15 protein-coding genes and 2 tRNA genes are annotated in these 15,513 nt (G+C 49.9%); 15 read left to right on the top strand and 2 right to left on the bottom strand.

Going from position 1 to position 15,513, the window contains the following annotated elements; genetic code table 11:
* Positions 1–141 precede the first annotated feature (141 nt).
* The gene (metZ, locus tag ACTHTU_RS06605) at positions 142–1,311 is read left to right on the top strand and encodes an O-succinylhomoserine sulfhydrylase (RefSeq protein WP_440362126.1); all 1,170 of its coding nucleotides are present in this window, start codon (positions 142–144) and stop codon (positions 1,309–1,311) included.
* A gap of 88 nt (positions 1,312–1,399) precedes the next feature.
* Entirely contained in the window at positions 1,400–1,606 is a 207-nt protein-coding gene (locus ACTHTU_RS06600; RefSeq protein ID WP_003747401.1) for a DUF2788 domain-containing protein, read from the top strand.
* 67 nt (positions 1,607–1,673) lie between these two features.
* Here the strand turns inward: ACTHTU_RS06600 and ACTHTU_RS06595 are convergent, their stop codons facing one another.
* Entirely contained in the window at positions 1,674–2,465 is a 792-nt protein-coding gene (locus tag ACTHTU_RS06595) for a Cof-type HAD-IIB family hydrolase (protein ID WP_070826009.1), read from the bottom strand.
* A 198-nt stretch (positions 2,466–2,663) separates the two neighbouring features.
* Positions 2,664–4,055 carry an exonuclease domain-containing protein gene (locus ACTHTU_RS06590; RefSeq protein ID WP_440362125.1) on the bottom strand — a complete coding sequence of 464 codons (1,392 nt, stop codon included), beginning with the start codon at positions 4,053–4,055 and terminating at the stop codon, positions 2,664–2,666.
* Positions 4,056–4,170: 115 nt separating this feature from the next.
* On the opposite strand from ACTHTU_RS06590, the gene ACTHTU_RS06585 reads away from it, so the two are divergent.
* From ACTHTU_RS06585 to ptsN, 13 genes are all read left to right on the top strand, one after another.
* Positions 4,171–4,247: transfer RNA gene (locus ACTHTU_RS06585), tRNA-Arg, on the top strand.
* 12 nt (positions 4,248–4,259) lie between these two features.
* Positions 4,260–4,334: transfer RNA gene (locus ACTHTU_RS06580), tRNA-Glu, on the top strand.
* 169 nt (positions 4,335–4,503) lie between these two features.
* A complete protein-coding gene (locus ACTHTU_RS06575) occupies positions 4,504–6,726 on the top strand; it encodes a DNA internalization-related competence protein ComEC/Rec2 (RefSeq protein ID WP_315039796.1) in 2,223 nt (740 codons plus the stop codon).
* Between the two features lie 403 nt (positions 6,727–7,129).
* Positions 7,130–7,750, top strand: coding sequence for a phosphoribosylanthranilate isomerase (locus ACTHTU_RS06570; RefSeq protein WP_440362124.1), 621 nt, complete (start codon positions 7,130–7,132; stop codon positions 7,748–7,750).
* Between the two features lie 36 nt (positions 7,751–7,786).
* Complete coding sequence (locus ACTHTU_RS06565) at positions 7,787–8,389, top strand: DNA glycosylase (RefSeq protein ID WP_440362123.1); 603 nt, start codon at positions 7,787–7,789, stop codon at positions 8,387–8,389.
* 4 nt (positions 8,390–8,393) lie between these two features.
* A complete protein-coding gene (locus ACTHTU_RS06560; RefSeq protein ID WP_440362122.1) occupies positions 8,394–8,804 on the top strand; it encodes a hypothetical protein in 411 nt (136 codons plus the stop codon).
* A 111-nt stretch (positions 8,805–8,915) separates the two neighbouring features.
* On the top strand, positions 8,916–10,118 hold the full coding sequence (trpB, locus tag ACTHTU_RS06555) for a tryptophan synthase subunit beta (RefSeq protein ID WP_440362121.1): 1,203 nt from the start codon (positions 8,916–8,918) through the stop codon (positions 10,116–10,118).
* Positions 10,119–10,312: 194 nt separating this feature from the next.
* A complete protein-coding gene (locus tag ACTHTU_RS06550; protein WP_293206620.1) occupies positions 10,313–11,218 on the top strand; it encodes a DMT family transporter in 906 nt (301 codons plus the stop codon).
* A 55-nt stretch (positions 11,219–11,273) separates the two neighbouring features.
* Entirely contained in the window at positions 11,274–12,563 is a 1,290-nt protein-coding gene (gene bioA, locus ACTHTU_RS06545; RefSeq protein ID WP_440362120.1) for an adenosylmethionine--8-amino-7-oxononanoate transaminase, read from the top strand.
* Positions 12,560–13,216, top strand: a complete 657-nt coding sequence (gene bioD, locus ACTHTU_RS06540) for a dethiobiotin synthase (protein WP_293206626.1) — start codon at positions 12,560–12,562, stop codon at positions 13,214–13,216. Before bioA ends, bioD begins: the two co-directional genes overlap by 4 nt.
* Positions 13,206–13,700 carry a chorismate--pyruvate lyase family protein gene (locus tag ACTHTU_RS06535; protein ID WP_440362119.1) on the top strand — a complete coding sequence of 165 codons (495 nt, stop codon included), beginning with the start codon at positions 13,206–13,208 and terminating at the stop codon, positions 13,698–13,700. Before bioD ends, ACTHTU_RS06535 begins: the two co-directional genes overlap by 11 nt.
* 227 nt (positions 13,701–13,927) lie before the next feature.
* On the top strand, positions 13,928–14,794 hold the full coding sequence (gene ubiA, locus ACTHTU_RS06530) for a 4-hydroxybenzoate octaprenyltransferase (RefSeq protein WP_432760696.1): 867 nt from the start codon (positions 13,928–13,930) through the stop codon (positions 14,792–14,794).
* Positions 14,795–15,063: 269 nt separating this feature from the next.
* Positions 15,064–15,513, top strand: a complete 450-nt coding sequence (gene ptsN / locus ACTHTU_RS06525) for a PTS IIA-like nitrogen regulatory protein PtsN (protein ID WP_003747374.1) — start codon at positions 15,064–15,066, stop codon at positions 15,511–15,513.

Genomic DNA, 15,513 nt, shown 5'->3' with positions numbered 1-15,513 from the left:
ACGGTTTTCCTGTTTTTTCAGACGGCCCGAAACACGGCCTTCGGCTTGAAAGATGGTAGAAATCGGCGCAAAATGTTAACAAGTTAAACAGACGGAAAATATTGTTCCGTCCATTGGAATACACAGTAGATTGGAAAATAAATGAACAAAAAACTTCATCCACAAACGCTGGCCATCCGGGGCGGCAAAGAGCAGACCGAATATCGCGAACACAATCAGGCGCTGTTTTTGACCAGCAGCTTTATGTGGGAAAGCGCGCAACATGCGGCAGATTTGTTTTCCAAAAAAATTAAAGGCTTTACCTATACCCGTACAGCCAATCCGACTACTGCCGCTTTTGAAAAACGCATTGCCGCATTGGAAGGCGCAGAGCGCGCGGTAGCCACTTCGACCGGTATGTCTGCAATTCAGGCGGCGTTTTTTACCTTCTTGCAAGCAGGCGACCACGTTGTTTCCAGCCGCAGCCTGTTCGGCACGACCGTCGGTTTCATCAACAACATCGTTACCAAGTTCGGCATCGAAGTCAGCCATGTATCGCCGGTTGATGTAGATGAATGGAAAGCGGCACTCAAGCCCAATACCAAACTGTTTTTCTTGGAAACGCCGTCCAACCCTTTGGGCGAAGTTGCCGACTTGGAAGCATTAGCAGAACTGGCACACAGCATCGGCGCGCTTTTGGTGGTGGACAACAGCCTGTTGTCGCCCGTCGGTTCGCAGCCTTTGAAACACGGTGCGGATATTTCCGTGTCTTCCGCAACCAAAGCCATTGATGGTCACGGCCGCGTGATGGGAGGCGTGTTGGCCGGTTCGGAAGAATTGATGACGCAAGTTGCCATGTATTGCAACTCTTGCGGTTTGGCGATGTCTCCGTTTAACGCATGGCAGCTGTTAAGCGGCGTGGAAACTCTGTCGCTGCGTATGGAAAAACAATACGACAATGCGCTGAAAATCGCGCAATGGTTGAAAGAGCAGCCGCAAGTCCAAGCCGTGTACTACACCGGTTTGCCCGACCATCCGCAGGCAGAGCTTATCCGCAAACAGCAAAATGGCGGCGGTATCGTTGTAGGTTTTGAAGTTGCAGACCAAGAAACGGCATGGAAAATCGTGGACGGCGTGGAGCTTTTCTCCCGTACTGCCAACCTCGGCGATGTGCGCTCGACCATCACCCATCCGTGGACAACGACCCACGGCCGTATGCAGCCTGAAGAAAAACTTGCCGCCAATATCCGCTCGGGCTTGGTGCGCCTGTCTGTCGGCTTGGAATACGTTGACGATTTGATTGAAGATTTGAAACAAGTCTTGAACAAATAATCTAAAAACAAATTTCAGACGGCCTTAAATTTTAATAGGCCGTCTGAAAGCAATTAAACACACATCTTAAGAATAAAAGGAAAAAATAATGTCTGAAGCAGAATTCGCCTCGTGGGCAATGAAAATCCTCCTCACCGGCCTGATTATCTTTTTGGGTTTTATCGTTTGGAACTTGGGTAAAGAATCCAAAGCCGGCAAATTCGGCATTGCCATGTTATTCTTGGTTTTGGGCTTGGGTGTGTTTGGATTCGTATTTAAAGAGTTGCTGATTAGCTTTTTGGTATTGCCGAAGTAGGCAGGAAGTTTATTGATAGAACAAGGCCGTCTGAACATTTTTTCAGACGGCCTTTTGATTTGATGTTTTAAATGACGCCCAATTCTTGCAAGCCACGCAATACGCCGTCTTCATCGACACTTGGGCAGACGAATTGTGCGGCAGCTTTGGCTGCTTCTTCGCCATTGCCCATGGCAACGCCAAAGCCGACGGTTGACAGCATTTCCAAGTCGTTAAAGCTGTCGCCGAATGCCATCACTTTGCTCATATCAATGCCCAGTTTTTCCACTGCGTGGGCGATGCCCCGTGCTTTTGAACCTTCTTTGCGCAGCAGGTCCACAGCATATTCATGCCAGCGGACGGATTTGAAGCCGTGTTGCTGGGTCAGCGGTTGCAGGATTTTTTCTTCCTCCTTATCCACAAAGACCAACATTTGATAAACAGGTTGTTTGCGGAAATATTCTTTGTCCGTCAGGAAGTTGGGCAGGATATGCGATAAGCCTTCGACAACGCGCGGCGAATGGGAGGAAACGGCAATTTCTTGGTTGTTGACAAAGGCGTAGTCTATTTTGTGTTGTTCAAGCAGGTTGATGGCGGTTTCGATGTCGGCAATGTCCAAAGGGTAGCTTTGCAGGGGTTCACCGCGAAAGGAAATATATTGGCCGTTGATGGTAACGAGCATGTCGATACCGCATTCTTGAATTAAGGTTTTGACTTTGGCGGGAATGGCGGCTTCCGGACGGCCGGTGGCAATCGCTGTCAGAATACCTTTGGCTTTCAATGCGCGCATGGCTTGTGCGACCGAAGGACGTAAGGTATCTGTGTATTTGCGGTAGAGGGTGTCGTCGATGTCAAAGAAGATGATTTCAGGGTTGTTCATGGTTTACTCGTTGGGCTGGGTATACACAGCTTTCATTGAAAATTGTGTGAACAGCTTGTGTATAAATCGGTTTAGTATTTGATTGCTATTATAAAAATAAGTTCTGATTAAAATTTAGGCAGAGTTTTATTTTGAGAATAAAGCGGAAAGTTATTCACAATAGGCCGTCTGAAAATTTGGTTTTCAGACGGCCTTGTTTTAAGCAATCAAACGGATATTTTCTTTGTCTTGCCTGAATTTGTTTTTAATCACGAGAGGCAGGCTGCTGTCGAAATACCAGCTTCCATCAGGCAATGCCAACGCGCCGCCGGCGCAGAGCAGGGTAATGCTGTTTCCAGTCAGGGGGTCGGTTTCGGTAATTTCAATTTCGTGCGCTTTGCCCCAATCGGTTACGGGGAGTAGGGCGGCAAGCTCGGTAATGCGTTGGTTTTGATGTTTGATGCCGTTTGGCTGGCGGCAGTTGCCATTGCATTTTCCGACGGCCTCGACAGGGCAGGGTTCGCCCTTTGCGTAGCTGGTCGGCAAAATGTTGAGTGAATCTGGACAGAGCCTGTGTTCTTGCGACCATTGGGTCAAAGCGCGTTTGGCTGCTTTTTTGTGGGCAAATAAACCGTATGGACGCCAGTTTCTGGTGCCGCTGTTTAACAAGACAATGCGTGCTTGAAGGCTGCCGTGTTCGTCAGCGATAAAGCGGACGGTAGAAAACGATGTGGACTTTTCAGACGGCATCAGTTGGTATTCCTGCATGGTCTGGGCTTTGAGCCATAATGTATGGAGCTGCCCGACTGCCGGAATAAAACGGATGGAGGCTGCGGCTTTGATGTGCGGCGGCAGTTTTTTGCTGTGCAGAAGGGTGGCGGTTTCACTGTATGCGCGTTCGTGTGCTTCAATAGCTTGGGCTTTGCCGAAATGGTCAAACCAAACCAATACGCCGTAACTGTCGGGCAGGGCATAGAGCTGTTGGGCGAGCGAATCAGGCAGCCAAGTGGGCAACATTTTCGGATTCATCAATACACGGACGTGTTCGTCCCATTGTTGATGATTTTTTTCTGCCAGACTTAATTCGAGATAATCACACAATGCGGCAACATCGGTCATGGCGCGGTGGCGGTTGGCCGTCTGAATGCCGGTGCGTTCGATAATGCTGTCGAGGCTGTGTTTGTAAAACTCAGGATACAGGCGGCGCGACAGTTGAACCGTACAGAGCGAGGGGGCGGCAAAGTCAGTATGGATACGGGCAAACTCGTGGCGCAGGAAGGTGTAGTCAAAGCGGCTGTTGTGCGCAACAACTACAGCCCCTTGCAATAGCGGCAACAAATCGGCTGCAATATCGGCAAAGACGGGCGCGTTTTTCACCGTTTCATCATGAATCCCGGTCAGTCTGGCAACAAATTCGGGAATGCTGCGGCAAGGATTGACCAACTGCTCGTAATGTGTGGCGCGTCCTTGCTCAAAACGAACAAGGGCAACTTCCGTTATCCTGTCTTGATAGAAATTTCCACCGGTCGTCTCCAAATCCACCACGACCACAGGCCGTCCCAAACGGGAAAATGCTTCGGATAAGAGCGGCCAGCGTGCGAAATCTGACATTTTATTCTCTGTAAATTCAATAGCAAATGTGCATTTTACACGCTGTCTGCAAGTTTTCCAAATAAAACGCTTGACAGTAAATAGCCCTCTCTTTATAATTCGAATCTTTCTTGATGCACCCGTAGCTCAGTTGGATAGAGTATCTGGCTACGAACCAGAGGGTCGGGCGTTCGAATCGCTCCGGGTGCGCCACAGAAAATCTCCGCGCCCATCGTCTAGCGGTTAGGACATCGCCCTTTCACGGCGGTAACCGGGGTTCGATTCCCCGTGGGCGTGCCAGTTTATAAAAAAGCGCAATCTGTTTCGGATTGCGCTTTTTTGCGTCTATCGGTTTTGAAATGATTTGAATCTCTCTTTTTATCTGCTAATGCAGGTTGGCATTTGTCATAATCTACTAAAAGCATTTATTATTACATATCTAATAATCATAATTTAAGGGAAAACGTTTATGGCGTGGCGGTTTGTGTTGCCTGCTTGGGTGGTGGGTGTAGTGCTTTCGTTTGCGTTGCCGTTTGTGCCTTCTTGGTGGGTTTGGTTGGCTGTAATTATTGGCGCGCTTACGTTGTGTCGAAGATTTGCTGTGGCTTGGTTGGTGCTGGCTGTTTGCGTGGGTATGGCGTTTGGGGTGTGGCGGACTGGGCTGGTGTTGGCTGATCAATGGCCTGTGGGGGCGGCGGCTAAAGTTTTGACGGTTGAAGTGGCAGATATGCCACGTGATGATGGTCGGCGTGTGCAGTTTGCGGCAAGGGCTTGGGATGGGCGTGGGCAGGCTTTTGATTTGATGTTGTCGGATTATCAGCGGCGCGATTGGGCGGTGGGCAGCAGGTGGTCTGTATCGGCGCGGGTAAGGCCGGTAATCGGTGAAGTGAATGTGCGCGGTTTGAACCGTGAAACATGGGCTTTGGCCAATGGTATCGATGGCATGGGTACTTTGGGACGCGATAGGAAACTCGTGCGGCAAGGCGGCGGTTTCGGTTTGGCTAATATGCGTGATGCGGTAAGCCGAAGTTGGCAGGGAACAGCGGACAAATATCCTGAGTTTTCAGACGGCATAGGGCTGATGCGTGCTTTGAGTATTGGCGAGCAATCGGCGTTGCGGCCGCCTTTGTGGCAGGCATTCCGGCCTTTGGGACTGACGCACTTGGTCAGTATTTCGGGCTTGCATGTGACGATGGTGGCGGTATTGTTTGCCTGGTTGATTAAGCGAATTTTCCGTTATTTGCCGTGGATTCCGGCAAAACCGCGTGTGTGGATATTGGCTGGCGGTGTTGCCGGTGCTTTGTTTTATGCGCTTTTGGCCGGTTTTTCCGTACCGACGCAACGCAGCGTGTTGATGTTGGCTGCGTTTGCGTGGGCATGGTGGCGCGGAAGTGGCGGCTCGGGCTGGACGGCATGGTGGCAGGCTTTGGCCGTTGTTTTGTTGTTGGACCCGTTGGCCGTATTGGGCGTGGGAACATGGTTGTCATTTGGTTTGGTTGCTGCTTTGATTTGGGCTTCATCAGGCCGTCTGAAAGAGTCGGGCTGGCGGTTGGCTGTACGGGGACAATGGGCAGCGACTGTATTGTCGGTGGTATTACTGGGCTATTTGTTTGCTTCGTTACCTTTGCTCAGTCCGTTGGTTAATGCGCTGGCTATTCCTTGGTTTTCTTGGGTGTTGACGCCGTTGGCTTTGCTGGGTTCGATTTTTCCCTTTGAACTTGTCCAGTTGGTAGCGGCATTTTTGGCGGAATATACTTTACGCGGTTTAGTATGGCTGGCTACGGTATCGCCTGAATTTGCCGTTGCAGCGGCGCCCGTGCCTTTGCTCGTGTTGGCGATGATGGCGGCTTTACTGTTATTGCTGCCTAAAGGAATGGGCTTGAAACCTTGGGCATTTCTGGTTTTATTGGGTTTTGTGTTTTACCGTCCTGCCAAGCTGGAGGAGGGGGTGGCAAGAGTTACAGTGATGGATGCGGGACAAGGCTTGTCGGTGTTGATACAAACGCGTAACCGTAATCTTTTGTTTGATACGGGAACGGAGCAAGTGGCGCAAACAGGTATTGTGCCGAGTTTGAACGCTATGGGTGTGCGCCGTTTGGACAGCTTGATTTTGTCGCACCATGATATTGACCATGACGGCGGTTTTCAAAGTGTGGCGGCTGTCGGTACCGATAAATTGCTTGCCGGACAACCTGAGTTTTATCCAAATGCAGAGTTTTGCCAAGAAGACAAATGGCAATGGGACGGCGTAGATTTTGAGTTGCTCAGGCCGTCTGAAAATTCCGGCAAGGAAGATAATGACCGAAGCTGCGTATTGCGTGTCGTGGCAAACGGCAAAGCCTTGTTGATAACCGGTGATTTGGGTGTGAAGGGCGAGGCAAGTTTAATTGAGAAATACGGCAATGCGCTGTATAGCCAAGTGTTGGTATTGGGACATCACGGCAGCAGCACGGCTTCGTCGGGCAGCTTTCTGCATACGGTTTCGCCGCAATATGCCGTGGCATCCAGCGGCTATGCCAATGCCTACAAACATCCGACCGTTGCCGTACAAAATCGTGTCCGCGCGCACGGCATTACTTTGTTGAGAACGGATTTGTCAGGCGCGTTGGTGTTTGCTTTGGGACAGGACGATATATTTCAAGGCCGTCTGAAAAAGGATAAGTTTTATTGGCAGAAGAAACCGTTTGAGTAAAAAGGCTAAAAGGCCGTCTGAAAGACTTTTCAGACGGCCTTAATATTTTTTATTGACGGGCATTATCCAAATTTTGTGTGAATCCAATTGTGGATAGTTTGGTTTGATATTTGATAATAAAGAATAAATTAATCGTGATGAAAAAATAGGCAATTTGAAAATAGGGTAATAATCACAAAGTTCTTAGTAATTATCAGCATGATGTTCTGTATATCAAGTGGGAGCTGAAAGCAGCACAGAGTTTGTGCGTTTCTATAATGAAGACGCTGCGCAGCTGACAGCCGCCAATATTATCGGCTGATGGTTGTTTTAAAGTTTAAGGCCGTTTGCACCTGATATTTCATGTTCAGACGGCCTTAAACTTATATAATATCCAACCCATCTGTTTAAAAAGGCAATCCCCATGAACACCATACGCACCAAAATTTGCGGTATTACCCGACCTGAAGACGCTCTGGCTGCGGCCGAATTGGGCGCGGATGCCATCGGGCTGGTGTTTTACGCCAAGAGTAAACGGGCAGTGAGTATTGAACAGGCTCAGGCGGTTGTGAAAAACCTGCCGCCGTTTGTATCGGTGGTGGCCTTGTTTGTGAATGAAAACGAGCAAACCATCCGCGAGATTTTGCGTCAGGTGCCGATAGATGTGATTCAGTTTCACGGCGATGAAGACGATGATTTTTGCCGTCTGTTTGACCGCCCGTATTTGAAGGCCGTGCGTGTACAGTCCGCTGCCGATATTCAGACGGCCTGTGCCAAATTCCCGAATGCCCGCGCTTTACTGTTTGATGCTTATCATCCGACCGAATACGGCGGTACGGGACAAAGTTTCGACTGGACCATGTTGCACGGCAATATCGGCAAACCGTGGATACTTGCCGGCGGATTGACTGCGGAAAACGTTGCCGAAGCGGTAAAAATCAGCGGCGCGGCGGCGGTGGATGTGTCCGGCGGCGTGGAAATCTCCGGCGGGATTAAGAGCAGGGAGAAAATGGCGGCGTTTATTCAGGCAGTAAAGGCCGTCTGAAAATTTGTTTGAATGAAAAACAACCGGAATACAGCTATGCAAGAGCCAATTGTTGAATCCCACCCCTTCGCAGCCTTGTTGCCGCCGCAGGCAACGGTCATGATGATGGGGACGTTTCCGCCTAAAGAAGAAAAACACGCGATGCAGTTTCATTATCCGAATTTCCAAAACGATATGTGGCGTGTGTATGGGTTGGTATTTTTTGGTGATGCGGCACATTTTCAAAAGCAGGGCGAAAAGGCGTTTGATGCCGATAAAATCAAAGCGTTTTTGAGTGAAAAGGGGATTGCATCCTGTCCGACCGTATTAAAGGCAATACGCGAACATGGCAATGCTTCGGATAAGTTTTTAAAAGTGATAGAAACCGTCGATTTGGCGGCAGTATTGGCGCAAATGCCCGAGTGCCGCCATCTTTGTACCACCGGCGGCAAGGCAACTGAAGTTTTGTTGGAGATTCAGGGCGGCGGTATGAAAATGCCGAAGACCGGCGAAACAGTGCCGTTTCACTATGCTGGACGTGAGTTGACCCTGACGCGCCTGCCTTCGACTTCGCGTGCCTATCCTTTGAGTTTGGCGAAAAAAGCGGCGGCGTATCGGGCTTTTTTTGAAATGGCTGGATTGACTGTTTTTCAGGAGTAAGGTGATGGACCGTTATGAAATTTCTGTAATGGTGTTTATGGCTTTGTGGTGGCTTTTTAATGTCGTCTCGGTGTGGCAGAAGGCCAAACAATGGCACATCAAGGTATTGTTGGGCGGAACGCTTTTGTATGTGATACAAATATCTGCAGTCATTATGTCTGTTAACGGCCTTAATTGGATATTTTTGAACATAAGCACTATAAATACCAATGAGTTGATTATTGCTTTGCTTGTGCTTAACTTTTTGGGTTGGTGGTTGCTGGCACTGTGGCTGGGGATGTTGGCATTAAAACTATGCCTGAGAAACAAAAACGAAGAAAAATATATCGCGCCGCCGTTGGGTACGGCATTAGTTGCAACATCGAGCTGCACGCTGTTGTTCCTATTTTGTCTGCTGATATTATTATTCAATTAGTTGCCGACAAGATGAATGGAAAACGGCTATAATTGCTGACAATTTTACTTTCAGACGGCCTTGTACTGAATCAGGCCGTCTGAAACCATAAAACGAACAAGGAAAAATCCCATGAAAAATTATCACGCTCCCGACGAGAACGGCTTTTTCGGCGAACACGGCGGCCTGTACGTTTCCGAAACCCTGATTCCTGCTTTGCAAGAATTGGCAGAAGCCTATAAAGCAGCGAAAGAAGATCCTTCATTTTGGGAAGAGTTCCGCCATGATTTGAAACACTATGTCGGCCGTCCCAGCCCCGTTTACCATGCCGCGCGCTTGTCCGAGCATTTGGGCGGCGCGCAAATCTGGCTGAAGCGTGAAGATTTGAACCACACCGGCGCGCACAAAGTGAACAACACCATTGGTCAGGCATTGCTCGCCCGCCGCATGGGCAAAAAGCGCGTGATTGCCGAGACCGGCGCGGGTCAGCACGGCGTGGCTTCTGCCACCGTCGCCGCACGTTTTGGCATGACTTGCGACGTGTACATGGGTGCGGACGATATCCAACGTCAAATGCCCAACGTGTTCCGTATGAAGCTGCTTGGCGCGAATGTCGTTGGCGTTGACAGCGGCAGCCGTACTTTGAAAGACGCGATGAACGAAGCCATGCGCGAATGGGTGGCACGTGTGGACGATACGTTCTACATCATCGGCACTGCCGCAGGCCCTGCGCCGTATCCTGAAATGGTACGCGATTTCCAATGCGTGATCGGCAATGAAGCAAAAGAACAAATGTTGGAAGCCATCGGCCGCCAACCTGACGTTGCCGTTGCCTGCGTGGGGGGTGGCTCAAACGCCATCGGTTTGTTCTATCCCTATATCGAAGAAGAAAACGTACGTCTGGTCGGCGTAGAAGCCGGCGGTTTGGGTGTAGATACCCCCGACCACGCCGCACCGATTACCAGTAAAGCCCCTATCGGCGTATTGCACGGTTTCCGCAGTTATTTGATGCAGGACGAAAACGGTCAAGTCTTGGGTACGCACTCCGTTTCCGCTGGCTTGGACTACCCAGGCATCGGCCCGGAACACAGCCATTTGAACGACATCAACCGCGTGGAATACACCGTTGCCAAAGACGACGAAGCACTCGAAGCCTTTGATTTGCTTTGCCGTTTCGAGGGCATTATTCCTGCGCTGGAGTCCAGCCATGCCGTTGCTTGGGCGGTGAAAAACGCGCCGAAAATGAGCAAAGACCAAGTGATTTTGGTCAACCTCTCCGGTCGCGGCGATAAAGACATTAATACCGTGGCAAAACTCAAAGGCATTGAGTTGTAAGCCTTGTTGATTGAGCAGCAAAGGCCGTCTGAAAAAGCTGGATTTCAGTCTTTCAGACGGCCTTTGTTTCCGTAATGATTCAGCGTAGTATTTTATCCGCGCAAACTCTATCAAGTATCGGTAGCTAAGGAAATTTATCCTTCCAAACCAAGCTTGTACGCTTTCTAAACCGATTATTCAAGTTATCTATCACCATGAAACATTTAGCAATCCATCTAAAACTATTGGGCATGGCGGCGTTTTGGGGCGCATCTTGGCCGATGGGACGGATGCTGGGACAAGCGCTGCCGCCTTTAACGGGCGGTATGCTGCGCTTTTTGACGGCGGCAATCTTGCTTTTGGGCTGGCTGTTTGCACGGTATCGATTGCGTACTTTGGCGGTTTTGTTGCGTAAACAATGGCTTGGATTGGCACTGGCGGCGGCCTTCGGTGTATTTGGTTTTACCGTATTGTCTATGCTGGGTTTGCAGCGGCTTCCTGCTTCAAGGGCGACGGTGTTGGTCACGTTCAATCCTGTATTGACGATGTTTTTTGCGGCTTTGCTATTTGGCGAGAAGCTCAACGGCAAGATTGTGTCGGGTATGTTGTTGGCTGTGGCAGGCTCGATATGGGCGGTCACGCATGGCGAGATTGCGGCATTTTTGTCGGGCGACGGCATAGGGTGGGGCGAAGTGCTGGTGTTTTGCAGCCTTTGCTGTTTGGTTACTTATACGATGATAGGCAGGGCGGTGTTGCGGGGGATTGATGCGCTGACGGTTACCGTGGCCACCGCTTGGCTGGGTGCAATGATGTTGCTGCCGCCTGCGCTGATTTCAGACGGCCTGCCGTTTGGTATGCTTGCTGAAATGAACAGTAGGGGCTGGTTTGCTTTGATTGGCCTGTCTGTCGGGGCAACGGTCTTGAGCTATGCGTGGTATTTTGAAGGCGTGAAGACTTTAGGCGCAGGCAGTGCGGCGGCGTACATCACTTTGGTGCCGGTATTCGGTATTTTGTGTTCCGCTTGGTTTTTGGGCGAGGCATTGCATGTTTCCTTGGTTGCCGGCTGTTTGGCGGCAGTGGGCGGATTGGCGTTGATGCAGTACGGAAGACGTGCCGTCTGAAAAGGTAAAGATGCTATATAATAACAAAAATTGTCAATCTGTCTCTAAAAAGAATATGTCCGATCATTCCTCCCTGCTCGATTTCGACCGCGCCCACCTGCTCCATCCCTATACATCCATGACCGACCCGTTGCCTGTTTATCCGGTGCGCCGTGCAGAGGGCGTGTATATTGAATTGGCGGACGGCACGCGGCTGATTGACGGGATGTCGTCTTGGTGGTGTGCGATACACGGCTACAATCATCCTGTTTTGAATCAGGCGGTTGAGGCGCAGATTAAACAGATGTCGCATGTGATGTTCGGCGGTTTGACGCATGAGCCTGCGGTAGAACTGGGCAAGTTGTTGGTTGGGATTTTGCCGCAGGGTCTGGATCGTATTTTTTATGCGGATTCAGGTTCGGTTTCGGTGGAAGTCGCGCTGAAGATGGCAGTGCAATACCAGCAGGCGCGGGGTTTGACGGCGAAACAGAATATTGCGACGGTGCGGCGCGGATATCATGGCGATACTTGGAACGCGATGTCCGTCTGCGATCCGGAAACGGGGATGCACCATATTTTCGGCAGCGCGTTGCCGCAGCGTTATTTTGTCGATAATCCGAAAAGCCGTTTCGATGATGAATGGGACGGGGCGGATTTGCAGCCTGTCCGCGTCTTGTTTGAAGCGCATCATGCGGATATTGCCGCCTTTATTTTGGAACCGGTCGTGCAGGGCGCGGGCGGCATGTATTTTTATCATCCGCAGTATCTTCGCGGATTGCGCGATTTGTGCGACGAATTTGATATCGTGTTGATTTTTGACGAAATCGCCACCGGATTCGGGCGTACGGGTAAGATGTTTGCCTGCGAACACGCGGAGGTCGTGCCGGATATTATGTGTATCGGCAAGGGCTTGAGCGGCGGCTATATGACGCTGGCGGCGGCAATCACTTCGCAAAAAGTTACCGAAACGATTTCGCGCGGCGAAGCGGGCGTGTTCATGCACGGCCCGACCTTTATGGCGAACCCGCTGGCGTGTGCCGTTGCCTGCGCTTCAGTCAAGCTGCTTTTATCCCAAGATTGGCAGGCAAATATCCGCCGCATCGAAAGCATCCTGAAAGGCCGTCTGAAAACTGCATGGGACATTCGCGGCGTGAAAGATGTGCGCATTTTGGGTGCCATCGGGGTAATTGAGCTGGAAAAAGGCGTGAATATGGCGCGTTTTCAAGCGGACTGCGTGGCGCAGGGCATTTGGGTGCGCCCATTCGGCAGGCTGGTGTACCTCATGCCGCCTTACATCATTTCAGACGACCTCTTGACCGAACTTGCCGACAAAGCCGTGCAAATCTTGAAGGAACACAGCAAATGAAAGGCGTTTACTTCGTCAGCGGCATAGACACGGACATCGGCAAAACCGTCGCTACCGGCGTATTGGCAAAACAATTGTTGCAGCAGGGCAAAAGCGTGATTACGCAAAAGCCTGTGCAAACTGGCTGCCGCGACATCGCCAACGACATCGCCGTCCACCGCAAAGTCATGGGCATACCCATGCAAGAAGCCGACAAACAAGGGCTGACCATGCCCGAAATCTTCAGCTACCCGGCCTCGCCCCACCTCGCCGCCCGTCTGGACGGCAGGGCTTTGGATTTGGACAAAATCCGTACCGCCACGCAAGAATTGGCGGCGCAATACGAAATCGTGTTGGTCGAAGGCGCGGGCGGATTGATGGTGCCGCTGACGGAAAATCTGTTGACCATTGATTATATTCAGCAACAGGCTTATCCCGTCATCCTCGTTACCAGCGGGCGGCTCGGCAGCATCAACCACACCCTGCTCAGCTTCGCTGCGCTCAAACAATACGGCATCCGGTTGCACAGCCTGATTTTCAACCATATTCACGACAGCAAAGATGAAACCGTTGCCGGCGATACCTTGGAATATCTTAAAGGCCGTCTGAAAGATGAGTTTCCCGAAGCCAAATGGCAGGAGTTGGCCAAAACAGAGGTGGTAAATGGCGTTTGATATACCGCGTGGCACGCTTTGTTCACATGCCGAAGCTTCAAGTCTTTTGCCGTCTAAGGCCGAACATCTGCTGACCGTTTCTTCGCTAACTGCCGCTTTGCGCGCTTCCGGTAAGGATTTTTCAGTCGAGCCGGTGTATTTGGGTTTGACGAAGGGAGTGGAAAATGGAGACGAAATCTTTGTGCGCGATGTTTTGCTCAAACTGGACGGCGAAACAGTGATACAAGCCAGAAGCGCGTGCCGGCCGGACAGCAGTCTATGGACAGAATTATTGGATTGCGGAACGCAGCCTTTGGGCGAGCGCCTGTTTGACGGTACATTGCCGTTGAAGCGTTCGGATTTTGAGTTTCTTCGTTTTGAAGATTTCGACCATCCATCTTTCAGACGGCCTGTTACCGCGCGCCGTTCGTATTTCGATTGGAACGGCGAAACATTGGAATTAACAGAATATTTCTTATTGAAATTAATAGATTTATACCGCTAAGGCTGTCTGAAAATAAAACCGTTTACCGATGTTTGTCATAATTCTGTTATAATACAATAAATTAAATTGTTAAGATCTGTTTAATTTCAGACGGTAATACATTATAATAAGAGTTAAGGCTCTAAAAAGCCTTTCCTTCCGAATCGACACATAAACAACGACACATTACATCAATGAACATAAGGCGCTTTTTTCTACAATTTCTACCGCGTTACGCTGTCGGACGGATGGTGATATACGCCAAGCTGATGCGCGTTGACAAACCCATTGGCACACTGCTTTTGCTGTGGCCGACTTATTGGGCATTGTGGATTGCGTCTAAAGGCGTTCCTGACGCGGATATTTTTCTTGCCTTTAGCGCAGGCACATTTTTGATGCGCAGCGCAGGTTGCGTGGTGAATGACTTTGCCGACCGCAATTTTGACGGCGCAGTAGAGCGCACCAAAAACCGTCCGTTTGCCAAAGGTTTGGTTTCTAAAATCGAAGCGCTGCTTTTGACCGTCATGTTGTGTCTGATGGCAGCTTTATGCTTGGTGCAGCTCAACCGCTTTACTTGGTTGATGAGCCTTCCGGCCTTGTTCCTGGCCATCACATATCCCTTTACCAAACGCTTTTTCCCGTTGCCGCAGTTTTATTTAGGACTGGCATTTTCGTTCGGCATTCCTATGGCCTTTGCCGCCGTGCAAGGCCGAGTGCCTCCCGAAGCGTGGCTGATGTTTACCGCCAATGCCTTATGGACGCTGGCTTACGATACGATTTATGCCATGGCGGACAAAGAAGACGATTTGAAAATCGGCATTAAAACTTCGGCAATCACATTTGGCCATCACGATATTACCGCCTCTATGCTTTGTCATTTTTGGTTTACGGTATTGATGGCGGTGTTGGGTATTAAAATCGGCGCAACTTGGCCGTATTGGTTGATATTGCCGATAACTGTTTATTGGCAGTATCAGCAATATGTTGTCATCCGTACGCGCAATCGCCAGTTGTGTTTCCAAACGTTTTTGGCCAACAACCGCATCGGTTTAGCGTGGTTTTGCGGATTGGTCTGCCATTATTTCTGGTTGTTTTTGGTTTCCAAATTGTTTTAAAAAACTAGGTTGAGGCCGTCTGAAAAGAAAGGGAAAAGGGGTATGCCGGACATACCCCTTTTCATTTGAATCATAGTTTGTCTAATGATAGAATTTTTACTTTAAATTCAATATAAGCAAACAGTTGGATTATTTTTAGCTCGTTAAAAAATATCAAAAACAACATGGAAAATGTTAGCAGGGCGAGTGTAAATTACGCCTTCAGGATTGAGATTTGCACCGACAATCGGTACAATCCCATTGTTTTGCGACATTTAAAAGAGATACACATGAGCCTGATTGGCGAAATTTTACCTTTGTCCCATATCGTTTTGGATTTGGAAGTCAGCAGCAAAAAGCGTCTGTTTGAAGAGGCCGCCCAGCTGCTGGAGAATGAAGCAGAATTACCGAATGCCAACGTGTTCGACTGCCTGTTTGCCCGTGAAAAGCTTGGTTCGACCGGTTTGGGGCAGGGGGTGGCGATCCCTCACGGCCGTCACGCATGCGTGAAAAAAGCCACTGGTGCGTTTATCCGCACCAAAGAGCCGGTTGCCTTTGATGCGCCTGACGGTAAACCCGTTTCCCTGATTTTCATCCTGCTTGTGCCTGAAAACGCTACCGGCGAACATTTGGAAGTCTTGTCCAAACTGGCCGGCAGATTCTCTCAAAAAGCCGTCCGTGAAGCATTGATGGCTGCGACTTCTGCCGAAGAAGTACGCACACTCCTGACCGAAGAGTAA

Source organism: Neisseria sp. P0020.S005 (genome assembly GCF_051957055.1).
Lineage (GTDB): Bacteria > Pseudomonadota > Gammaproteobacteria > Burkholderiales > Neisseriaceae > Neisseria > Neisseria subflava_A.
This window is presented reverse-complemented; position numbering and strand designations above follow the sequence as displayed.